At 64.7% G+C, this 23323-nt stretch carries 17 protein-coding genes; 3 read left to right on the forward strand and 14 right to left on the reverse strand.

All coding sequences use genetic code 11. The annotated features are described in order from the left end of the window. The first annotated feature begins 21 nt into the window (after nt 1-21). Entirely contained in the window at nt 22-1110 is a 1089-nt protein-coding gene (locus GA645_RS19580) for an alpha/beta hydrolase (protein WP_152224634.1), read from the forward strand. A 91-nt stretch (nt 1111-1201) separates the two neighbouring features. On the opposite strand, the gene GA645_RS19585 is transcribed toward GA645_RS19580, so the two are convergent. Then, entirely contained in the window at nt 1202-1618 is a 417-nt protein-coding gene (locus tag GA645_RS19585; RefSeq protein WP_152224635.1) for a carboxymuconolactone decarboxylase family protein, read from the reverse strand. 116 nt (nt 1619-1734) lie between these two features. Between GA645_RS19585 and GA645_RS19590 the strand changes: the two genes are divergently transcribed. Next, nucleotides 1735-2544, forward strand: coding sequence for a cyclase family protein (locus GA645_RS19590; protein WP_152224636.1), 810 nt, complete (start codon nt 1735-1737; stop codon nt 2542-2544). Nucleotides 2545-2724: 180 nt separating this feature from the next. Here the strand turns inward: GA645_RS19590 and GA645_RS19595 are convergent, their stop codons facing one another. The 10 genes from GA645_RS19595 to GA645_RS19640 form a co-directional block, all read right to left on the reverse strand. Continuing rightward, entirely contained in the window at nt 2725-5106 is a 2382-nt protein-coding gene (locus GA645_RS19595) for an RND family transporter (protein WP_152224637.1), read from the reverse strand. Nucleotides 5107-5120: 14 nt separating this feature from the next. Beyond that, complete coding sequence (locus GA645_RS19600) at nt 5121-6203, reverse strand: YCF48-related protein (RefSeq protein ID WP_152224638.1); 1083 nt, start codon at nt 6201-6203, stop codon at nt 5121-5123. Nucleotides 6204-6477: 274 nt separating this feature from the next. Continuing rightward, nucleotides 6478-7845, reverse strand: coding sequence for a DUF1329 domain-containing protein (locus GA645_RS19605; RefSeq protein WP_152224639.1), 1368 nt, complete (start codon nt 7843-7845; stop codon nt 6478-6480). A gap of 59 nt (nt 7846-7904) precedes the next feature. Continuing rightward, on the reverse strand, nt 7905-9872 hold the full coding sequence (locus GA645_RS19610; protein WP_152224640.1) for a DUF1302 domain-containing protein: 1968 nt from the start codon (nt 9870-9872) through the stop codon (nt 7905-7907). Nucleotides 9873-10358: 486 nt separating this feature from the next. Beyond that, nucleotides 10359-13016, reverse strand: a complete 2658-nt coding sequence (gene pepN / locus GA645_RS19615; protein ID WP_152224641.1) for an aminopeptidase N — start codon at nt 13014-13016, stop codon at nt 10359-10361. Between the two features lie 285 nt (nt 13017-13301). Further along, on the reverse strand, nt 13302-14129 hold the full coding sequence (locus GA645_RS19620) for a DUF2797 domain-containing protein (RefSeq protein ID WP_178119582.1): 828 nt from the start codon (nt 14127-14129) through the stop codon (nt 13302-13304). 13 nt (nt 14130-14142) lie between these two features. Continuing rightward, entirely contained in the window at nt 14143-14403 is a 261-nt protein-coding gene (locus GA645_RS19625) for a YeaC family protein (RefSeq protein ID WP_152224642.1), read from the reverse strand. Between the two features lie 218 nt (nt 14404-14621). Continuing rightward, nucleotides 14622-15488 (reverse strand): rhomboid family intramembrane serine protease, encoded by an 867-nt coding sequence (locus tag GA645_RS19630; RefSeq protein ID WP_152224643.1) that lies wholly within the window; start codon nt 15486-15488, stop codon nt 14622-14624. Further along, entirely contained in the window at nt 15485-16465 is a 981-nt protein-coding gene (locus tag GA645_RS19635; protein WP_152224644.1) for a metallophosphoesterase, read from the reverse strand. Before GA645_RS19635 ends, GA645_RS19630 begins: the two co-directional genes overlap by 4 nt. After that, complete coding sequence (locus tag GA645_RS19640; protein WP_152224645.1) at nt 16465-17352, reverse strand: NAD(+) kinase; 888 nt, start codon at nt 17350-17352, stop codon at nt 16465-16467. The genes GA645_RS19635 and GA645_RS19640 overlap by 1 nt, the downstream gene beginning before the upstream one ends. Nucleotides 17353-17453: 101 nt before the next feature. Here GA645_RS19640 and GA645_RS19645 point away from each other — a divergent pair, with 101 nt between their 5' ends. Beyond that, nucleotides 17454-18398 carry a DUF1853 family protein gene (locus GA645_RS19645; RefSeq protein ID WP_152224646.1) on the forward strand — a complete coding sequence of 315 codons (945 nt, stop codon included), beginning with the start codon at nt 17454-17456 and terminating at the stop codon, nt 18396-18398. On the opposite strand, the gene GA645_RS19650 is transcribed toward GA645_RS19645, so the two are convergent. From GA645_RS19650 to GA645_RS19660, 3 genes are all read right to left on the reverse strand, one after another. Continuing rightward, nucleotides 18386-19297 carry a 1-aminocyclopropane-1-carboxylate deaminase/D-cysteine desulfhydrase gene (locus GA645_RS19650; RefSeq protein WP_256676201.1) on the reverse strand — a complete coding sequence of 304 codons (912 nt, stop codon included), beginning with the start codon at nt 19295-19297 and terminating at the stop codon, nt 18386-18388. The two genes, GA645_RS19645 and GA645_RS19650, sit on opposite strands and share 13 nt — an antisense overlap. A 42-nt stretch (nt 19298-19339) precedes the next feature. Then, nucleotides 19340-20938 (reverse strand): chromosome partitioning protein ParA, encoded by a 1599-nt coding sequence (locus tag GA645_RS19655; RefSeq protein WP_152224648.1) that lies wholly within the window; start codon nt 20936-20938, stop codon nt 19340-19342. A gap of 261 nt (nt 20939-21199) precedes the next feature. Then, nucleotides 21200-23233 (reverse strand): NADPH-dependent 2,4-dienoyl-CoA reductase, encoded by a 2034-nt coding sequence (locus GA645_RS19660; RefSeq protein WP_152224649.1) that lies wholly within the window; start codon nt 23231-23233, stop codon nt 21200-21202. Between the last annotated feature and the right edge of the window lie 90 nt (nt 23234-23323).

Here is a 23323-nt window from a genome sequence, read left to right on the forward strand (position 1 = left end):
GCCCCGCCAAGAGGCGCAGCAATGCCCCGCGTTTGCTATCCGAAACTCCTTCCGGCGCTGATCGTCGGTCTGCTGCCCCGCATCCTGCACGCCGAGCTGGCCCTGCCGCCCACGCAGCCGCTGCAGGGGCCGGGCGGCTCGAGCTACAGCCATGCCGACGTGCAGCAGTGGCACTTCAACGTCGACGGCAATGAATACTGGGTCTTCACTCCATCCCGCCCGCAGCCGGAAAGCGCGCCGCTGGTGGTGTTCACCCACGGCTGGAGCGTCATGCAGCCGGACCTCTACCGGACCTGGATCGAGCACATCGTCCGGCGCGGCGCGATCCTCATCTATCCGCGCTACCAGACCAGCCTGAAGACCCCGGCCGCGGACTTCCTGCCCAGTGCCGCCGAGTCGGTGCGCCGTGCCATCGGTGACCTCCAGGCGGGCAAGCTCGGGGTGAAGCCAGAGCTGGAGCACGTGGCGTACGTCGGCCACTCCGCCGGCGGCCTGATCGCCAGCGGGCTTGCCGCCTCCTGGCAACGCCTGGGCGTGCCGCAGCCGCGCGCGCTGATGGCCGTGGAACCGGGCAAGAGCAGCGGCCCGCGCTGGCGCCAGGTGCCGTTGGAGCCGCTGCTGAATCTCCCCGCCGGCACCTTGCTGCTGGCCGTCTGCGGTGACGAGGACGAGCGTGTCGGCTGCGATGACGCACGTCGTATCTACCAGGAAAGCACCCAGGTCGCCGCGCGGGACAAGGACCTGCTGCTGTTGCGCAGCGACCACCACGGCAGCCCGCCCCTGCTGGCAAACCACGCCGCACCGACCGCGCCGCGCTTCGACCCGCGCTATCCACCCAGTGACTCGTCCAGCTGGCTGCTCGGCCGCGTACAGGAACGGGTGCGCCAACGCCTCAAGCAGGGCCAGCCATCCGCCCATAATGCGCTGGCCACCGATGCACTGGACTGGTACGGCACATGGAAACTGTTCGACGCACTGTGCGATGCCGCCTTCTACGGCCAGGACCGCGACTATGCGTTGGGCGGCGGTGCGGCTCAGCTGTCCATGGGACGCTGGAGCGACGGAACGCCGGTGAAGGCGATCCTGCGCTTGTCGGTGCCGGCTCGCTGAACGTTCAGTTCACAGCGTCGCGGTGCCGCTGTAGGATCGGGCCATACCCGCAATCGCACGCTTGGCGCTCTCCTACAAAAGACAGCCTTCTCTATCCACCATTGGCCTCCATCACCGCGCCCTTGAACACATCGTCCAGCGGCACCTGGTAGCCGATGGCGAGGCGGTTGGTCTCGTTGGCCATGGCCACCACCGCCAGCAACTCACCGAGCATGGCATCGTCCATCCCCGCCTTGCGCGCTGCCGCTCCGTGGGAGCCGATGCAGTAGTTGCAGTTGTTGGTGACGCTCACGGCAACGTAGATCAGCTCCTTTACCAGCGGATCGAGCTGCCCCGGCCCCATCACCTCCTTGAGACTTTCCCAGGTGCGCTTGAGGGTCTGCGGATGATTGGCCAGGGCCATCCAGAAGTTGTTCACCCAGTCGATCTTGCGGGTCGCCATGATGTCGTCGTAGACGGCGCGGACTTCGGGGCTGGCGTCGGCGTATTCGATGAGCTGCAAGGACATGGATGCTCCTGAACTGGTTTCGGAATAAGAAAAGCAGAATTCGGAATTGGAAGATGGGGTTGGCGCTGGAGAAAGATAAGGCGCGCCATCCCATCCCCGTCAAGGAATCAGACGCCATGCAACGTTTGCCCGCCCTGCTCTTCGCCACCGCCCTGCTGCCCCTGCTCATCCAGCAACAGGTCCAGGCTGCCCAACCCGGCCTGTGGGATACCTACACCAGCCTCAGGCAGCACCAATGGGTCGACCTGACCCACGCCTTCGACGACGACATACCACACTGGAAAGGCTTCGAGTCCATGGGCCGCAAGACGCTCTACACCGTGGACAAGGACGGTTTCCAGGTGGAGCTGTACAGCCACGTCGGCCAGTGGGGCACCCACGTCGATCCGCCCGTGCATTTCCACAAGGGCCTGCGCAGCGTCGACCAGTTGGAAGTGAAGGAACAGTTCCTGCCGCTGGTGGTGTTCGACATCTACCAGCAAGTGGCGAAGAACCCCGACTACGTTCTGACCCTGGCCGATGTGAAGGCCTGGGAAGCCAAGCACGGCCCGGTCCCCGAAGGCGCCTTCGCGGCGCTGCGCACCGACTGGTCCAAGCGTTGGCCGGACCAGGCGAAGATGCAGAACCAGGACGGCAAGGGCGTGGCGCACTATCCGGGGTGGAGCAAGGAGGCACTGGTGTATCTCTACGAGACACGCAAGATCACCGCGTCCGGCCACGAGACCACCGACACCGATCCGGGCATCGCCACCAGCAAGGACGACTACTCGCTGGAGTCGTACATCCTGGGCACCAACCACTATCAGATTGAGCTGCTCGCCAACCTCGACCAGGTGCCGGAAGCCGGCGCGCTGGCGGTGGTGAGCTTCCCGAAGATCGCCCGGGGCACGGGCTTCCCGGCACGGGTGTTCGCCATTCTTCCGTGATCCCGCTCCTACAGGGGAACCCGGCGGAACGAAGACAATCGCGGACGAAGTCCGCTCCTACGCGATCTCATGCATCCGTAGGAGCGGACTCCGTCCGCGATAGATCCCCGGCGGCTCCGAACCTGATCCGGCGCAATAAAAAACGCGGCCCTAAGGCCGCGTTTTTTGCTTGGGCGTCGATCAGTGAACCAGGATCGAAGCCTTCTTCTGACGCACCTTCTCCGGATTGATCAGGAAGCGCGCCAGCGCCGGCAGCAGCCAGAGGGCGCCAAACATGTTCCAGAGGAGCATGAAGGTCAGCATCAGGCCCATGTCGGCCTGGAACTTGATCGCAGAGAAGATCCAGGTGGCGACGCCGATGGCCAGGCACAGACCGGTGAACAGTACCGCCTTGCCGGTGGACTTCAGGGTCTCGTAGTAGGCCTCCTGCAGGGACAGGCCCTGGCGCAGGAAGGACTCCAGGCGGGTGTAGATGTAGATGCCGTAGTCCACGCCGATGCCCACGCCCAGTGCGATCACCGGCAGGGTCGCCACCTTCACGCCGATGCCGAGCATGGCCATCAGCGCGTTGCCCAGCACCGAGGTGAGGATCAGCGGCAACACGATGCACAGGGTCGCGGCGAAGGAGCGGAAGGTGATCAGGCACATCGCCGCCACGCAGATGTACACGAGGATCAGGATGGTCAGTTCGGACTGCTTGATCACCTCGTTGGTGGCCGCCTCGATACCGGCGTTACCGGCGGCGAGCTTGAACTTCAGGTCATCCTGGTTGTTGGCCTTGGCGAACTCCTGGACCACGCCGACCGCGCGGTCGAGGGTCTCGGCCTTGTGGTCGTTGAGGAACACCAGCAGGGGCGCCAGCGAGCAGTTGCTGTTGAACAGACCTTCGGCGCGGCTGATGGAGTTGTTCAGCACGTCCTGGTTGCGCGACAGCGACTCCCACTTCAGGTTGCCTTCGTTCATGCCCTTGATCATCTGCTTGGAGACGGTGACCAGGGAGATGGCCGATTGCACGCCCTCGGTGTTTTCCAGGCGCCAGGCGAGTTCGTCGATGGCGGCCATGGTCTTGTGGGTGGAGCAGCCTTCGGAGGCGGATTCCACCATCACCACCAGTACGTCGGAGCTGGTCGAGTAGTTGCGGATGATGAAGTCGTTGTCCAGGTTGTAGCGCGAGTCCGGACGAAGTTCCGGTGCGCCCTGGTCGAGGTCGCCGATCTTCAGGTGATGGCCTTCCCACATGCCGCCGGCGAACATCACCAGGGCGATGACCACGGAGATGGGCGCCACTTTCGGGCTGGCGAAGTTGGACAGCGCGCGCCAGAAGGGATGGTCACGTACCGCGTCTTCCTTGCTGCGCTGCACCGCCTTCTTGCTGATGCCAATGTAGGAGATGGCGACCGGCAGCAGGATCAGGTTGGTGAATACGATCACCGCCACGCCGACGGAGGCGCCGATGGCCAGCTCACGGATCACGCCGATATCGATCACCAGCAGGGTGATGAAGCCGACGGCGTCCGCGAGGATCGCGATCATGCCCGGCAGGAACAGCTGGCGGAAGGTACGGCGGGCGGCCAGCAGCGGGGTTTCCGCATCGCTGGACTGCAGGGCGATACCGTTGATCTTCTGCACGCCGTGGGAAATGCCGATGGCGAAGATCAGGAACGGCACCAACATCGAGTACGGGTCCAGCCCGAAGCCGATGGTGTGCAGCAGGCCGAGCTGCCAGATCACCGCCACCAGGGTGGTGGAGAGCACGGCGATGGTCGAGCGCACGCACTTGGTGAACCACAGCAGCAGCACCAGGGTGATCACGAAGCAGATGCCGAAGAAACCCACCACCAGCAGCAGGCCGTCGATCAGGTCGCCGACCTTCTTGGCGAAGCCGGTGATGTGCACCTTCACGTTAGGGTTCTGCAGCTGGTACTTGTCGCGGATCTTCTCTTCCAGCTCATGGGAGAACTGGCGGTAGTCCAGCTTCATTAGCCTGCCCTGGTCCTTCGGGTCCGGGTAGACCTCCAGCAGCGGCACGTCGACGATGCTCGACTTGAAGTTGTTCGCCACCAGGCGGCCGATCTGGCCGGACTTCAGCACGTTGTTGCGCAGCAGTTCCAGCGCCTTGGGCGAGCCGTCGTAGGTCTGCGGAATCACTTCGCCGCCGGCGAAGCCCTCCTCGGTCACCTCGGTCCAGCGCACGCTGGGGCTCCACAGCGACTTCATGCCGGAGCGGTCGACGCCGGGAATGTAGAAGACCTCGTCATGGATCTTCTGCAGCGTCTCCATGTACTCCTTGGTGAAGATGTCGCCGTTCACCGCTTCCACCGAGATGCGCACGGTGTTGCCGAGGTTGGCCAGGTCGTTGCGGTGCTCCAGCATGTTCTGGATGAACGGGTGCTGCAGCGGGATCATCTTCTCGAAGCTGGTGGACGGACGCACCTGGGTCGCCTGGTAACCGAGGAAGATGGTCACCAGCAGGCAGGCGATGATCACGAACGGCCGGTGGGTGAAGATGATGCGTTCCAGGAAAGTCGCCTTGTCCTGTTGATGCTTGCTGATAGCGTTCATTGCGACTCCCCGGCTTATTGTTGTTCTGTCAGCTCGGCGCCGGTCGCCGAAGCCAAGTGGATGCCGCCCTGGCCGACCAGCACCAGGTTGCCGTTGCCGGCCGCGCTCACACCCGCGAGGGACAGGCGGTCCGGACGGTTGACGACGCTGAAGCTCGCGCCGTCGTCCTTGCTTTCGAGCACGCTGCCGCCATGGCCGACGATGACGATGGTGCCGTCATTCAACAGGCTGCCTTCGGAGAGGCCGAACTCCAGTTCGCCACCGTTGGCGGTGGGCAGGTTGACCTGCTTCCAGCTGGCGCCGAAGTCAGTGGTGCGGAACAGGTGGCCACGCAGGCCGTAGACCAGCGCGGTGCCGGCCTGGCGGGTACCGACCACGCCGAACAGCGAGCCTTCGTATGGGCCTTCGAGTTTTTCCCAGGTCTGGCCCCAGTCCTTGGAACGGAAGATGCTGCCGGCCTCACCGACCACCAGCAGGCCGGAATCCTTCACCGCCGCGATGGAGTTGAGGTGGTACTGGTCTTCGTTTTCCATACGGTCGCTGGCGTCTTCCCAGTGCTGGCCACCGTCGGTGGTTTCCAGCAGCGCGCCGTAGGCGCCCACGGCCATGCCGTGGTTGTCGTCCTGGAACCAGATGTCCAGCAGCGGCGCTTCGCGCTTGAGGTCTTCGAACTGGCGGGTCCAGGTGGTACCGCCATCGGTGGTGGCGAGGATCTGCGCGTCGTGGCCGACCGCCCAGCCCTTCTTGTCATTGAGGAAGAACACCGCGGTCAGCAGCTGGCGGGTCGGCACCTTGGCCTGGGTCCAGCTCTTGCCGGCGTCGTCGGAGTAAAGGATATGCCCGTGATCCCCCACCGCCACCAGGCGCTGGCCAGCCTGGGCGACACCCAGCAGCAGGCTGCTGGTGGCCTTGGCCGAAGGAATGGAGCTGGAGTCGCTGGCCGCTTCGGTTGCCGCAATGGCGCTCAAGGGAGCAACGGACAGCATCAGCAGGGAAAGTGCGCCGAGCAGGGAGATCGATTTGCGCGACATCGGGAAGGAGCGCGGAGTCTCCGACACGGACTGCTCGCTCGTAGTGCGCCACTGGGGCTCACGCATATGCCTTTACCTCTTTGTTCTTATTGCAGGCGGTATCGAGTGTGGTCGCTATATAGCCAGCCTTTTCCGGGGCTGACAATTAACGGCACGTTATCTTTTGTTAAGCAGCCGCGGCCTCACCCAAAAGGATGATTGCAGGTGGCCACCAACGCTGTAAGGCACGCCCCAGGCGGCTTGCAACGGGGCGAGAGGTAACACTTTCGGTACGCCGCCGGTCGGAAGCCGGCAAGAAAAAGCCCGCCAGGAGGCGGGCCTTTTCACGCATGGGACGAACTCAGCGGGTACCGCGGCGACGCAACGCGGACGGGCTGAAATAGGAGTCGTCCGGTACGGCCTGGCTGAAGTCGATGGTGCTCGGCTCTTCGTTGTCCAGGTTCTGCACGTGGTAGCGACGGGCCTGAAGGTCGTGGAAGGTATCCAAAGCAGTCCAGGTGGTGGGCAGCTCGTAGTAGTTCTTCAGGTACGCCAGCGACACACGCCACAGCTCGCCACGGCCGTCGTACTGGTCGACCTCTGCGGCGCCCCAGCTGTCCTCGTCGAGGAACAGCACGCGCTTGGAATAGATGTGGCGCGCGCCCGGCTTCAGGGTGCCCTCGACGACCCACACACGGTGCAGCTCATAACGGGTGTACTTCGGATTGAGGTGGCTGGGAGTCAGCAGATCCTTGTACTTAACGTCCGGGCTGGAAACCTTGTAGTTGTTGTACGGGATGTACATTTCCTTCTTGCCCACCAGCTTCCAGTCGTAGCGATCGGGCGAGCCGTTGAACATGTCGGTGTCGTCGGCGGTGCGCAGGCCATCGGCAGCGGCGATCGGGGTGTCGTAGGCCAGGTTCGGCGCACGGCGCACGCGGCGCTGGCCAGCGTTGTAGCCCCACGCCTGGCGCGGCTCCTTGACCTGGTCCAGGGTCTCGTGCACCAGTGCGGCGCCACCGGCCAGGCGCGCCGGGCTCTTGGTGAAGGACAGGTAATAGAACAGCAGGTTGTTCAGGTCAGTGAAGCTCTTGCCCTGGATGTAGTACTTGAACAGCGCCTCCTGCTGAGAGGTCACCAGCGAATAGTCGCCGTTGCGCTGCAGCGCCACTTCCGAGGCACGGCGTACGACGTAGGTGCCACGGTAGCGGGCGATGTGGTTCCACACCGCTTCCACGCCGCTCTGCGGGATCGGGAACGGGATGCCACCGAAGGCATCGACGAAGCCGTTGCCGCCCTCGACCAGCTTGGCGCTGGTGGCGTTCTTGAAGGTGTTGTCGTACACCCACTGCGGCGCCGAACCGCTGCGGCGGCTCGGGTACACCGGCATCTGGAAGGTCTCCGGATAGGTGTTGAACAGCGCCAGGGTGCCCGGGGTCAGGTTGGCCTTGTACTTATCCAGGTTGGCCTTGGTGATGGTGTACAGCGGCTTGTCCGAGGCGAACGGATCGATGTGGTGCTGACCCGGCTTGTAGCCGGCCGGCGCCTGGGTGATGCCACCGGTCCAGGCCGGGATGGTGCCGGCGGCGTTGCCGGCCTTCTCCGCGCCCAGCGGGGTCAGGGACGATTGCAGCTTGGCCGCATCCTGTGCGGAAACCGCGGCCAGGGCGCTGCCGGCGGACAGGGTCAGGGCCACCGCCGCGCCGATCAGGGTACGCATGTTGCGCATGGTGAATCTCCGTGAGGTTCACGCGCCGGGCGCGCTGGGCGCCCGGTGCGTGCTTGTCGTTAGAAGGAGTACTTGACGTTGAAGCCGACGTTGTCGCGGTCGCGGCTGGCGTTGTCCTTGCCTGCACCGTAGAACTCGGTGTATTGCAGTTCGGCTTCCAGGGCGTTCAGGTAGGTGGCCTTGACGCCCAGGGTGTAGGCCTGGCGGCCTTCGATGAAGTTGCCGGTCTGGTAGGAGTTGCCTTCGAAGTCGTCCTTGTAGACGGCGTACGGCGAGACGTTCACGCCGGCGAATACGTCGTTCCAGGTACCCGAGAGCAGCAGGGTGTAGCCGTAGGCGTCGCGGTTGACCTGATCGTCACGGTTGTAGCCGGAGATGTAGGCGCCGTTGGCGCGACCGGAGTAGTAGCGGGTCGTGCCATCGTAGGCGGTGTACTGCAGGCTGCTGGCGCGCAGGTGCTCGGAGGCCAGCTCCGCCACGCCCATCAGCGAGTCGAAGGACAACTGCGGACCGAAGTTGTAGATGGTGCCCAGCGAGGTGTTGAAGGCCTCGACGCGATCATAGTTGTGGATCTGGTCGCGGATCGACACCGGACGGCCGCCGATGTTCACGGTCTTGCCGCTGGCCAGCTGCGGCGCCTGGCTGAGCAGGTCGCCCAGCAGGTCGTTGGTGGTAGCGACACCGATCGGCAGGTTCGGGCGGTAGGCCAGCTCACCGAACACCGAGGCATCGGCCACGGTGGTGTTGAAGCTGACGCCGTACATGCGGATGTTCTCGACGTACTCGCGACGAGCGTTTACCTGGTTGGCGACGTCCACCGCCGCCGCGCCATTGACCAGGCCCAGCACCTGCCCGGCCATGGCGTTGCCGCTGCCGGCGGCGGCCATGAGTTGGTCATAGGAAGAGAAGCCGCCCAGGCCGGCCAGCTTGTCGATGTCCAGACCGGCGTAGCTGCTGTTCAGGTCGGCGTAGATGGTCGGCTCTTTGGCGTGGTAGTTGACGAAGTAGAAGCCAAACTCGGTGGAGTTCAGTTGTTCGGCAATGTAGTGGAAGGCCACGCCGAACTGGCCGTCGTTCTTGGCATTGAGGTCCTTGCCGACGCTGGCGACCTTGAACACGCCGTTGGAATCCAGGTACTGGGTACCCTGCAGGCCGCCAACGTGGGCCGCCGAGAGCTGCGGATAGAGGCTCTGGAACATCGGGTTGGCCAGTGCGCCGACGGTGGTGTAGGCAGTGTTGCCGCCATCGGCGAACAGGTCGGTCTCGGAGAAGAAGGTGCCGACCGGGTCGATGCGGGTTTCCTTCCAGTTCGACTGGTAGAAGGTGTCCATCGACAGGCTGTCGGTCAGGCCGATGTTGAAGCTCACGGCTTCCACCGGCATCAACACTTCCTTGAGCTCGGCACCGGGCAGGCGGAACTTGGCGGCATCCACCGGGTTGGTGGTGTTCACGCCGCCACGGTAGAAGAGGCCCTCGCCCCAGTTGAACACCTGGCGACCCAGGCGCCCGGTCACCGGATGCTCGGCCACGTCCCAGTTGCCATAGACATAGGCATCGAGGATTTCGGCGCGGCTGCCGGCGGTATCGCGCGTGCCATCGGTGAAGCGGTCGTTGTTGGGGTAGCTCTGGCTCGGCTGCGGCGGCTGGTTGTTATCGTAGTAGTCGTTGCGCTTGTCCATGATCTGGGTGTCATAGAAAGCCGAACCGCGCACGAACATGCCGTAGTTCTTGTAGGTCGCTTCCATGTCGGAAGTGATCTTGTACACCTCGGAAACCAGGCCGGTATCGAAGTTGCGGTTGCCGTCGTTGCCGTTGATGTCGTTGTTGGTCTTGTCCTGCCCCTGCACACGCCACAGGGTGCCGTACGAAACCGTGGTATCGATCGAGCCGCTCACCTCGTTGTCGAGGAAACTGAACTCGACGGCGGCGGCCTGCACCGACATCAGCAGCGGCAGGACACCTGCCAGAGCAAAACCCGCGCGAGCAGGTGCGAAACGCAAGATGCTCTTGCGAACCGGGATTTCCATTTGGACTCACTCCATGGACTGATCATTCTGTATGGGCGCCACCACTGCGGGCGGTTCGCCTTGTCAGCCGTTATTCCACGGCCTTGTTGTCGTCGATCTGAAGGAAACTCCCCCAAGGTGCTCGACACGCCCCCGGCCCAATGACCAGGCAAAGGCTAAGCGGGATCGGCCGGTGCAACGCCGATGCCAATTGCTGTAAACGCGCTGAATCTACTTACAAAATTTAAAGATATGGCCCGCTACTTTTTGTGACTGGTCATTCACTGACCAAACCCACTGACCGATTGCGCCATCAGTCTCTCGAAATGGCGCATTCCGCCCCTGGAAGGCCCGACGCAGACAGGGCGGCACCCTGGCGCCAATTCACTCCAGCGATAAGTCGACCATCGTTTAATTTCGATAAGTAACAAAAAGGTGTTACCAGCCAATACTGGTAACACCTTTAGCGAGGCAGGTGGCGCTCCGAACGGAGCGCCGGAGGGAGGATCAGGCGAGGCTCTTGCTTACAACCTCGAAGACATCGCTGGACAGTTCGCCGGAAGCCAGGATGCGCTCCAGCTCGGCACGCATCAGCGCCTGACGCCCAGGCGCGTACTTGCGCCAGCGGGTCAGCGGGGTCAGCAGGCGCGAAGCGATCTGCGGGTTGAGCGCGTTGAGGGTGATGATCTGGTCAGCGAGGAAACGGTAGCCGGCGCCGTCCGCGCGATGGAAGTTCACCGCGTTCTGGTTGGCGAAGGCGCCGATCAGGGCGCGGATCTTGTTCGGGTTCTTCAGGGTGAAGGCCGAATGCTTCATCAGCTCCTGCACGCGCTCCAGTCCACCCGGCAGCGTGCAGCCTGCCTGGACGCTGAACCACTGGTCCATCACCAGCGGGTCTTCCTTGAAGTAGTCGGCGAACATCGCCAGCGCTTCGCCCTTCTCGGTCTCGAACGACGAATTGACCAGCACGGCCAGCGCAGTCAGGCGCTCGGTCATGTTGTCGCAATCCTTGTACTGCTCCTGGCAGGCGGCCAGCACTTCGGCCTTGCCGCTCTGCATCAGGTAGGACAGGGAAATGTTCTGCAGGCTGCGGCGAGCGATGTGCGAGGCCTCCGCGACGTAGGCGGTCTCGCGGGACTGCTTGCGGTTGGCCTGGTAACGCTCCCACAGCGGCTCGTGCAGCGCCGCGCCGATCTGCTGGCGGGCGAACTCGCGGGCCGCGTGGATGGCCTCGACGTCAGCCACTTCGCTGATCTCGGTGAGGTACGCCTCGCTGGGCAGCGAAAGCATCTCGGCGACCATGGCCTGGTCCAGACCGGTATCCAGCAGCAGGGTGCGGAAGGCAGTGATCAGGCGCGCATCGAGCACCAGCTTCTCGCCGCGCTGGTGCTGGCCGATCAGCTCCTGCAGCACCTGCACGGACAGCTGCTGGCCGGCTTCCCAGCGGTTGAAGCCGTCCTCGTCGTGCTGCATAAGGAACATCAACTGGTCGCGATCGTACGGGAAGCTCAGCTTCACCGGCGCGGAGAAGCCACGCAGCAGCGACGGCAGCGGTTTCTCGGCGATGCCGACGAAGGTGAAGGATTGCTCGGCCTCGGTGACCTGCAGCACGCGATCGCTGCCGTGGGCGTGCTCCTCGCCCTGCAGACGCAGCGACAGGGCGTTGCCCAGCTTGTCGATCAGGCCCATCTGCACCGGGATGACGAAAGGCTGTTTCTCGCTCTGCCCCGGCGTGGCCGGGCAGCTCTGGCGGAAGGTCAGGGTGTAGCTCTGCGCCGCGGCGTCGAAGCGCTCCTCCACCGCCAGGCGCGGGGTGCCGGATTGGCTGTACCAGCGCTTGAACTGGGTCAGGTCGACGCCGTTGGCGTCTTCCATGGCCTTGACGAAGTCGTCGCAGGTCACGGCCTGGCCGTCATGGCGCTCGAAGTACAGGTCGGTGCCCTTGCGGAAGCCGTCGGCGCCCAGCAGGGTGTGGATCATGCGCACCACTTCCGAACCCTTCTCGTAGACGGTCAGGGTGTAGAAGTTGGAAATCTCGATGAAGGAATCCGGGCGCACCGGGTGCGCCATGGGGCCGGCGTCCTCGGCGAACTGGTTGGTGCGCAGGAAGGCCACGTCCTCGACGCGCTTGACGGTGCGCGAGTTCATGTCGGCGGAGAACTCGCTGTCACGGAATACGGTGAAGCCTTCCTTGAGCGACAGCTGGAACCAGTCGCGGCAGGTCACGCGGTTGCCCGACCAGTTGTGGAAGTACTCGTGGGCGACCACGCCTTCGACACGCTGGTGCGCGGCGTCGGTAGCGGTCTCGGCCTTGGCCAGCACGCAGCTGGAGTTGAAGATGTTGAGGCCCTTGTTCTCCATGGCGCCCATGTTGAAGTCGTTGACCGCGACGATCATGAAGATGTCCAGGTCGTACTCGCGGCCGTAGACCTTCTCGTCCCAGCGCATTGAGTTCTTCAGGCTGTCCATGGCGTGCTGGACCTTGTCGATGTTCTCCGGCTCGACGTAGATGCGCAGCGTCACGTCGCGCTCGCTCATCGTGTTGAACTGGTCTTCCACGCACCAGAGGTCACCGGCGACCAGGGCGAACAGGTAGGCCGGTTTCTTGAACGGGTCCTGCCAGGTCGCCCAGTGGCGACCACCCTCTTCCGAGCCGCTGGCCACCGGGTTGCCGTTGGACAGGAGCACAGGGTACTTGTGCTGCTCGGCCGACAGCGTGGTGGTGAAGCTGCTCATCACGTCCGGGCGGTCGAGGTAATAGGTGATCTTGCGGAAGCCTTCGGCCTCGCACTGGGTGCAGAACATCTTGCCGGACTTGTACAGGCCTTCCAGCGCGGTGTTGCTTTCCGGGTGGATGCGCACGGTGCTGTCGACGGTGAAGGTCTTGGCGGTCGGTTGCAGGGTCAGGTGGTTCTCGTCGAGCTGGTACTGGCCGGCTTCCAGGGCCTGGTCATCCAGCGCCACCGACAGCAACTCCAGCTGCTGGCCGTCGAGCACCAGCGGCGGCAGGCCGTCGCCGCGCTCCGGATTGCGGCGCATCACCAGCTGGGCGTGGACCAGCGTGTGGTCCTCGTACAGCTCGAAGGTCAGGTTGGTCTCGTCGATCAGGTACTCAGGCGCCTGATAATCCTTGAGGTAGATGACTTTCGGTTGCTCGGTACGCATGGCTTTTGGCCCCTTGGAAGGCGGCAGGCAGGATGGGCCGGCCGGAGGAATACTGACTCTAGCGATTGGGAACGGCGCGGGCGAATCGGGAACGCATCTATCCCTAGATGCTATCCCTGGGCCGGAAATTCAATGCAGGTTCGATCAGAACCTATTTACGATCTTGCGAGCTGGAGCCGTAGTTGGCGAAAAGGGCCCGAAGAGCGGAGCTTACGTGCTGTAAATGAGCATCTGAGGGCGCTTTTCAACGCCCTACGGCCGACGCAGCAGATCGTAAACAGGCTCTCAGGCGCTGATGGCAAGCTGGTACGCAGTGAACTTGCGCACGTTGATCACGCCGGTATCGAAGATCAGGTACTGGCCCTTGATACCCTGCAGCGTACCCTCGACCACCGGCGTCTTGTCCAGATCGAAGCTGGTGATCTTGGCCAGGTAAGCCTCCACCGGATAGCTGATCTCGATGGGGTCCATGTCGAGCACCGGCTGGATCGCCTGCAGGCCGAAGCGCTGCTGCAGGGCGACGATGCCCTCGGCGCAGGTGTCGAACAGTTGCTCGCGGATTGCCACCAGGTCCAGTGGCTCGGCTTCGCCCTTGAGCAGCGCGCGCCAGTTGGTGCGGTCTGCGACCTGGCTGCGCAGCAGGTCTTCGACGAAGCCGGACTGCTGGCGGGTCGCCACGCGCATGATCGGCAGCGCCTGGCGCGCGCCCTGGTCGATCCAGCGGGTCGGCACCTGGGTGGCACGGGTGATGCCCACCTTCACGCCCGACGAATTGGCCAGGTAGACCACGTGGTCGGTCATGCAGAAGCGCTCGCCCCACTCCGGTTCGCGGCAGGAGCCGTCCTCGAAGTGGCACTTCTCCGGGCTCATGATGCAGCTGTCGCACTGCGCCAGCTTGGTGAAGCAGGGGTAGCAGTAGCCCTGGGCGAAGCTCTTCTTGGTCTTGCGCCCGCAGTGGCAGCAGTTGATCTCGCCCAGGTACTCCAGGCGCAGGGTCTTGCCGATCAGCGGGTTTACCGGGACTTCCGTCTCGCCGAGGCGGAAGGCGTATTGCACGGGGCTTTCCAGGCGCGCTGACATCTTGCTCAGGGCGCCGCGTCCAAGCTCTACCATCAGAAAGCAGCCATCAATGCAGGGTATTGGTCGAGAACAGGATGTTCGGGATCGGTTCGGCGTGGGACTCGCATTCCTGCGGACCCATGTAGCCGGTGCGCTGGTCTTCGGGCAGGTTCTTCAGCTCCCAGGCGATCACGGCCTGCAGCGACAGTTCCTTCTGCTCCTGGGACAGCTTGCGGCCGTCGGGCCACTTGCCGATTTCCACGGCGAGCTTGAGGCTCTCGTAGAGCTCGGGGGTGATGTTCTGGATCATTTCGGCGAAGGACGACATGGGCCGGCTCCTGCTGGAGAAAACAAAGCCGGCATTCTACCGGGCCAAAGGCGTTGGCGCACGAACAGAGGTCAGGCGGTAGATGATTACCGGCAGGCGCGCGCTCTGCGCGCGATTCGTGGGCATGGCCCACTCCTACCGGTGGATACACCGGGACACGCGCTCCTGTAGGAGCGCGCCATACGCGGGACGCGCTGGCATGGCCCACGCCCGCCGCGTCAATGCCCGGCGCGGCGCGCCAGCAATCCGCTGATCAGGCCGCTCAGGCAACCAGCGACCAGCCCGCCGACGTGCGCGCCATTGGCGATGGAGCCGAAGCCGAGCAGGTCGATCACCCCGGACAGGCACACCAGCAGCCAGATCAGCATCATCGCCACCACGCCCTTGGGCAGGTGGTAAGCCGGGGTCGGCGCCATGCGCTGGAAGATCCAGCAATGGCCGAGCAGCCCGTAGAGCACGCCGGACAGGCCGCCGAACAGGCTCGACCCACTGACGCCGTACTGCACGACGTTGGAGACCAGTCCAAAGCTCAGGCTCAGGCCCAGCAGCATCCAGCCACCCTGGCGGTACTCGATGCGCCGCCCCAGCTCCCAGTACCACATGCCGTTCATCGCCAGGTGCAGCCAGCCGAAGTGAATCAGCATCGGTGTGACCAGCCGCCACCATTGCCCGGATGCCAACGTCTCGGACAGCGGCACGAACACCAGCTGGTCCTCGCTGACCATGCGGAAATCCTGGAACGTCAGCCAGCGCATCGTCTCCGGGTAGGTACCGAGCAGGGTCACGGCGGCGACGAGGCAGGTCACCAGCAACACCGCAGCGGTCATCCAGCTCAGTTTCAGCTGCTCCAGCAACCCCGGTCCGGCACGTCGGCGCTCGGCCTGCACGCTGAACTGCGGGTCACCCTGCGGATAACGCTCGTACAGGGTACGCACCTGCTCGGCCAACTGGGCATTGGGCACCCAGAGCACCTGCTCGCCCGATTCCTCACTGACCCGGAAGGGAACGTTCAGACGCCGCAGCAGAGTGACGAACTCACCCAGGTCGACCGCCGCCGGCAGCCGTATCGCTTCAACCACACTCACGCATCGCCCTCCGGACGCTTCACATCCACCCACACGAATTTGCTGCGTTCCAGCCGCGTTTCGTCGTCCAGCCGATAGGCCGCCAGCTTGCCGTACATCACCGCGCTGTAGTCCAGGCAGGCCAGGTTGGGCCGGATCGGCGCCGGCGTGCCGCGCCGCCAGTAGTGGCCAACGAAGAGCAGCGGCTCGTCGGCGCCGTAGGTCAGCAGGCGGGACTTCTGCTCCTCGCTCAGGCGCTCGCTGGCCACCTCATCGGGCAGCCCATCAGGCTGGAACACGATGTCGCCGTAGGTCTCCGGCGCGCGATCCTCCGCCCAGAACTTGGTGCGGAAGAAGGCGCGGGTGAAGCCGTCGCTACCGGTCAGGGTCAGGCCGTTGGGCAAGCGCATGTCGGTGCCGCGCAGCAGGCGGTCACAGGCTTGCTGGGCGAAGCTGCCCGGCTCGGCGGTGGCCTTGAGGAAGGCCTCGTCGATGCGACCATCGTGGAACTGCTGGCGCAGCGCGTCGATCACGTCGTGGTCCCAGCAGGCGTGAACCATGCGGAAGTGCCCGGCGTCGAGGAACAGCGGCATCTCCTGGAACCAGCCGAGGAAATCCCGCCAGTCCGCCGGATGGCCTTCAAATTGATCCAGGGTTTCCTTGATCAGCCTGGCGTGGCGCGGCGTGTGCTCGCGCACGTACTGCCGGCCACTGCCGGGCGCCGCCGGGGTCGACCAGCCGAGGGCATTGAACTCGTGGTTACCCATGATGCACAGCGCTTCACCGACGGCGACCATGTCGTGCACCCGGTGCAGCGCCTCGCGGATGCGCGGCCCGCGGTCAATGATGTCGCCGAGGAACAGCGCCTGCCGCCGGGCGTGCCGCCAGACACCGCCCTGCAACCGGTAGCCGAGGCGCTCCAGCAGATAATCCAGGGTATTGGCGCAGCCGTGGATGTCGCCGATCAGGTCATAACCGCGTGAGGGGTCGAGTTCCATCACTCACTGCTCCCGAGGCGGCTGCCCCAGCCCAGCTTGGTCCGGCAGACTTCGTAGTAGTTGTGGTCGATCGGGTGGATCAGGCGCAACTTCTGCGGCTTCTTGCTCACCGTGACGGTGTCGCCCGGCGCGCAGGTGAAGTGGTTCTGCCCGTCACAGGACACCTGCGGGTAGATCTGCATGTTCGGCGAGACGACGATCTTCAGCTCGCTGTTGCCGTCGACCACGATGGGGCGGCCCGACAGGGTATGCGGATACATCGGCACGACGACGATGGCGTCGAGCTTGGGATGCATGATCGGTCCGCCGGCGGACAGCGCATAGGCGGTAGAGCCGGTCGGGGTGGCGACGATCAGGCCGTCGGCCTTCTGGCTGCAGACGAACTGGCCGTCGATGTGCAGCTCGAACTCGATCATCCGCGTGGACTTGCCGGGGTGCAGCACCACGTCGTTCAGCGCATCACCCTGGCCGATGGACTCGCCGTGGCGGCGCACCTGGGCGTCGAGCAGGAAGCGGCTTTCGACGATGTACTGGCCGCCGAGCACTTCGGCGACCTTGGTTTCCAGCTCGTCCGGGCGTATGTCGGTGAGGAAGCCCAGGCTGCCACGGTTGATCCCCAGCACCGGCACCTTGTGCCGCGCCAGGGCGCGCGCCGCGCCGAGCATGCTGCCGTCGCCGCCGACCACGATCACCAGGTCGCAGATCTCGCCCATGATCTTCCGTGAGCAGGTCTGCAGACCGTGGCCGGGCAGCACCTCGGAGATGGTGTCCTCGAGGATCACGTGCAGGTGGCGCTCGATGAGGAAGCGCTTCAGCCGACGGATGGTTTCCAGGACCTGGGTACTGCCCAGGCGGCCGATGATGCCGATATTGCGAAAGGGTTCCATGGGACTCCGGACAGCTTTGCGGTGCGGGAATGTCGGAATTATGGGCGAAACGCCGAAGCAGCGGCAAACCGCAGCGCTGCGTGAGCGGCTAGGCTAGAGGAATGAGCGCTCTCACCCCCCTGCTGAACGAACTGTTGACCGAGCTGCGCCAGCCACTGGTCCGCGATCTGGCCTGGACGCTGCTCTCCCCGCCCCTGCTGACTCCAGGCAGCCCGGCCCTGCGTCACCCGCTGGCCGCCAGCCGTTGGCTTGCCGAACCCGAGTGCCTGGCCGACTGGCTGCGAGCCCAGGAGCACTCTCCCGCCAAGCTGCTGGAGCAACTGGACACCACGCCACACCAGCGCCTGGGCCGCTACTATGAGCGACTCTGGCAGTACGCCCTGGAACAGGCACCCGACCTGCGCCTGCTGGCCGCCAACCTGCCCGTGCGCGACAACGGCCACACCCTTGGCGAGCTGGACCTGCTGCTGGAGGACGACGACGGCCTGCACCACCTGGAGCTGGCCATCAAGCTCTACCTGGGCCCCAGCGCGGATGGACCGAACGCCTGGCTCGGTCCCGGCGCGGAGGACCATCTCCTGCGCAAGATCGAACACTTCTACCAGCACCAGTTGCCGCTCTCGGCGACGATCGAAGGCCTGTGCGTGGTTCGAGAATTCAGCGAGGCCACTCCCTCGGCAGGGCTCTGGCTCGGCGGTTACCTGTTCTATCCCTGGCCGACGCGCTGCCCGCCCCCTTCCGGTGCCAGCGACCACCACCTGCACGGCCGCTGGCTGCATCGCAGTGAGTGGCCGCGCTATCAGGAGGTGCATCCCGAGGGCTGGCAGGTGCTGTCACGCAAGCGCTGGCTGGCGCCGGCCGCCTGCGATGCCGATGAACGCTGGAGCGCCGCGCAGTTCACCGACTGGCTGACACAGCTGCCGGAGGACGGTTTCCCGCAGTTGCTGGTTCGCCTGGCGTTCCAGGACGGGCGCTGGCGCGAACAGGAACGACTGTTCCTGGTGGGCGACCGCTGGCCGCGAGTACACAGCGGCTATTCGCGCTGAGCGGCAAGCTCCTGGAGGCGTTCCTGCATCGCCCTTCGCCCCTGCAGGCCGCCAGTGTGGACGGCGACAATGCGACTGCCTCGGACGATCCGCCCGGCAGCGACCTCATCGCGCAATGCCAGCAGCAGCTTGCCGGTGTACAGCGGCTCCAGCGGCACGCCGCTCTCGGCTTCGGAGTCCAGGATGAAGCGCGCCAACTCAGGGTCGATCCGCGCGAAGCCGCCCCGGCTGGCGTCGACCAATCGGTAGCCCGATGCCTCGACTCCCGCCTCCGTCAATAGCTCGGGAACCTGTTCCTCGACGCCGTGCCCCGGCGGCACCGCCAATGCACCTACCACCGGGTGCGCTCCATCCTCGCCCAGCACCAGGCCGGCCAGGGTGGTGCCGGTGCCGCAGGCAACCCATAGCTGCTGGTAGTCGCTCCAGCCAAGGCCCGCCAATTGGCCGCGAATCTGCGCCACCAGCAGCGCACAGCCCTGCGCCCCCGGCAAACCGCCGCCGCCCTCACCCACCGGCAGCAGGTCGGGATATCGCTCGCGCCAGTGCTTCCAGAAATCCGCTTCATGGCGTCGGCGGTAGCCACCGTAACCCAGCCAGTGCAGTTGCATACCAAGTTGGCGCAGGTCGGCGACCGTGGGATTGTCCTGCTCTTCGCCGCGCAGCAGCCCGACGGTGCGAAAACCAAAACGGGCGCCGGCCGCCGCCAGGGCGTGGAGGTGATTGGAATGGGCACCGCCCAGGCTCATCACGCCCTCAAGACCAAGATCGGCAGCCTGTTTCAGGTAGGGGGCGAGCTTGAACCATTTATTGCCCGAAACCAGCGCGTCGACCTGGTCCAGGCGCAACAGCGCCAGCTCGATGCCGGCGCGCTCAAGCCAATCCAGGTGAACCGATTGCAGGGGTGCGACGGGGCGCCAGTCTGGGTATTGCAAGGCGCCCGCTCAAGCCGTGGTCACGCTGCGCAGGCGGCCGGCCGTCTTGTGGCGGGCGCAGCAGTTGCTGTCACCTTCGACGAATCGTCCGGGCGTCTCCACACGGTCGATCGGCAGGGCGCAACGGTCGCCATTGGACAGCCGCCCCTCGCAGGTCGGCTGCTGGTAGTGCGCCAGCCATTGGCGGTACTGGTCCTCCGAGACGAAGCACTTGGCGGCGGCGAAGGCCATCGGGTTTTCCTGATAACGAGTGACATCCGAAAGCGACAGGGTCAGGTGGCCGGCCCCCGGGTGATAGACCACGAAGATAACCCCCTGCTCCGACAGACGCTCCAGCATCGAACTGTCCGCCGCCTGGGCCGACTGCGCGGCCAACTCCTGGCGCAGGCTCTCGACACTCTGCTGCAGCTGCTCCGCCTGCCCGGCCTGCGCGCGCAGCTGCGTGCCCTCCTGGCGAAGCTGGGCACTTTCCTGGTGTAGCTGGGCGCTTTCCTGGCGCAGCTGGGTGCTTTCCTGACGAACCTGCTCGATGTCGCGCCGCAACTGTTCGAGCTCCTGACGCTGCCCTTCAGTCTCCTGGCGCAACGTCAGTATTTCCTGCTGAAGCTGCTGATTCTCATACAGCAGCTGCTGGTCCAGCTCATTGCGGTAGCCCAGTTCCGCATCGCGGATGGAAACCTGCTCCCGATACTGGGCCTCCAGCGCGACGATACGGCCCTTGGCCTCGTCTTCGATCTGTTGGCGCAGCTGCTCCAGTTCGTCGCGGCCACTCGCCTCGATCTGCCGCAACTGTGCGGTCAGCTCCTCACGGCCACGCTGGAATCCACTGACCTGCCCGTCCAGTTCCTGGCGCAGGCCGGCATTGATCTCTTCCTCGCGCTTGAGCCCGTCGCGCAGCGCCGTGGCTTCGGCCTGCAACACCTTGACCTGCTCCTGCGCATCGAGCTTCAGGCGACTGAGTTCCTGTTCGTGCCGCAGGCTAATCTGCGACAGGCGGGTTTCGTGCTGGTCGAGCAGCTCGGCGGTCTTCTGCTGGTGCTCCTGGAGCATCTCCCGCGCCAGCTTCTCGGCCGTTTCGCGGGACTCTTCCTCGGAGGGTGCATACCATTGGTGCTCGGCCGCCATCTGCAGGCGCTCGGGCTCGACGGCCACCGGTTCCTCTTCCACCAGCAGGCCGAGGTTGTTGCGCTTGGCCGCGGCGCGCAGCTGAGTCAGAGGGGTGTTGTCGCCTTCAAGATCCGGGTCCCAAAGGTGCATCTGGTGCCAGGACACCGGGCACTGGCTGCGAGAGGCCAGGCGGATCGGCCCGGCGCCCAGGTCCGGACCACGGCCGGCGCGCTCGGACAGGTTGCGCAGGGGCAGGTTCCAGCCGCGATCGGCCTCGCCCTTCTCGTCGAAGTCCAGGTAGAAGAACACCGCCGCCTTGATCATCAGGCGCGGATTGATCAGCACATAGGCCAGCCGCACCTGCTGCTCGGCGAGATCCGGCATCTGCACGACGTTGTCGAGCAGCGCCTCGAATTCGGGGTAGAGCATTTCCTTGCAAACGCCACGGTCATTGAAGAAGACCACGGCTTCCACCATCTGAGGCTTCTTCTGCATGCTCATCGATTGACCTCTGGGCCTGTGCGGGAGGAAGTCTGGGAAATGATGCCGTAGGAAAGTGGCACCCTGATGGCAGGAATGCCCTGACATTCGGACCAGTCTAGGGGAAATAATGTCGCAGGCAATGTGACTGGGTTCGCAGCCGACCTGCCGGTCAGGTTAACCGGTTGAGCGGAGAGATAAATCTGTGATGCAGTTTGGCATTCAGCAAAAAACGCAGGCCCCGGGAGAACTTTCCGGGACCTGCTTTCCAGATCTTGCGAATCAGAGCTCGGCGGCGAGGCGCGATCCCTGATTGATGGCACGCTTGGCGTCCAGCTCGGCGGCCACGTCGGCCCCCCCGATCAGGTGAACGCTCTGGCCGGCGGCGACCAGGCCGTCGTGCAGCTCGCGCAGCGGCTCCTGGCCGGCGCAGACGACCACGGTGTCCACCGGCAGCAGCTGCGGCTCACCACCGGCAACGCTGATATGCAGGCCATCGCCATCGACCTTCAGGTATTCGACGCTGTTGAGCATCTGCACCTGCTTGTTCTTCAGGCCCGTGCGGTGGATCCAGCCGGTGGTCTTGCCCAGGCCGTCGCCGACCTTGGACTTCTTGCGCTGCAGCAGGAACACCTGGCGCGCCGACGCGTGCGGGTGCGGCTTGATGCCGGCAACGCCGCCACGGGCCTCCAGATTCTCGTCGATGCCCCACTCCTTCCAGAAGGCATGACGATCGAGGCTGGTGGATTCACCGTCGTGGGTGATGTATTCGGAGACATCGAAGCCGATGCCGCCGGCGCCGATCACCGCCACACGGCTGCCCACCGGCTTGCGCTCGAGGATGGCGTCCAGATAGCTGATCACCTTGGCGTTGTCGATGCCCGGGATGGCTGGGGTGCGCGGCACGATGCCGGTGGCCAGGATGATCTCGTCGAAGCCACCCTTGGCCAGGTCGTCGACACTGACGCGGGTGTTCAGGCGCAGGTTGACGCCGGTGGTTTCCACCTTGCGCTTGAAGTAGCGCAGGGTCTCGTAGAACTCTTCCTTGCCCGGCACGCGCTTGGCCACGTTGAACTGACCGCCGATCTCGCCGGCGGCGTCGAACAGGGTCACCTCATGACCACGCTCGGCGGCCACGGTGGCCGCGGACAGACCGGCAGGGCCGGCACCAACCACGGCGATCTTCTTCACGTGGGTGGTCGGGATGTAGTTCAGCTCGGTCTCGTGGCAGGCGCGCGGGTTGACCAGGCAGCTGGTCAGCTTGCCGCCGAAGGTGTGGTCCAGGCACGCCTGGTTGCAACCGATGCAGGTGTTGATCTCGTCAGCGCGACCTTCGGCGGCCTTGTTGACGAAGTCCGGGTCGGCGAGGAACGGACGAGCCATGGAGACCATGTCGGCATCGCCTTCGGCCAGCACCTGTTCAGCCACTTCCGGGGTGTTGATGCGGTTGGTGGTGACCAGCGGGATGCCGATCTCGCCGCGCAGCTTGGCGGTGACCTTGGTGAAGGCCGCGCGCGGCACCTTGGTGGCGATGGTCGGGATACGCGCTTCGTGCCAGCCGATGCCGGTGTTGATGATGGTCGCGCCGGCCTTCTCGATGGCCTTGGCCAGCAGGACGATCTCGTCCCAGGTGCTGCCACCCTCCACCAGGTCGAGCATCGACAGGCGATAGATGATGATGAAGTTCGGGCCGACGGCCTCGCGCACGCGGCGGACAATTTCCACCGGCAGGCGCATGCGGTTTTCGTAGCTTCCACCCCAACGGTCGGTGCGGTGGTTGGTGTGGGCGGCGAGGAACTGGTTGATGAAGTAGCCTTCCGAACCCATGATCTCGACGCCGTCGTAGCCGGCCACCTGGGCCAGGCTCGAGCAATTGACGAAGTCGGCGATCTGCTTCTCGATGCCCTCTTCATCCAGCTCGCGCGGCTTGAACGGGTTGATCGGCGCCTGAATGGCGCTGGGCGCGACGGACTTGGGGCTGTAGGCATAACGGCCGGCGTGGAGGATCTGCATGCAGATCTTGCCGCCCGCCTCGTGCACCGCCTGGGTGACGACCTTGTGCTTCTCGGCCTCTTCCGGGGTACTCAGCTTGGCTGCGCCGGAGTACACACCACCCTCTTCGTTCGGACCGATGCCCCCGGTGACCATCAGGCCGACACCGCCGCGGGCGCGCTCGGCAAAGTAGGCAGCCATACGCTCGAAGCCTTGCGGCTTCTCCTCCAGGCCGGTGTGCATGGAGCCCATCAGGGTTCGGTTGCGCAGGGTGGTGAAGCCCAGGTCCAGCGGGGCGAGCAGGTGCGGATAAGGGGCGGTCATACGTCCTCCAGCAGTCACGGTGGCGCCGCACCCTCGGCTCGCGCGCTCATGGAACGGGAGGCACGGGGTGCGGTCGGTATGAGGCAGACT

Source organism: Pseudomonas sp. SCB32 (assembly GCF_009189165.1).
In the GTDB taxonomy this organism is placed as follows: domain Bacteria; phylum Pseudomonadota; class Gammaproteobacteria; order Pseudomonadales; family Pseudomonadaceae; genus Pseudomonas.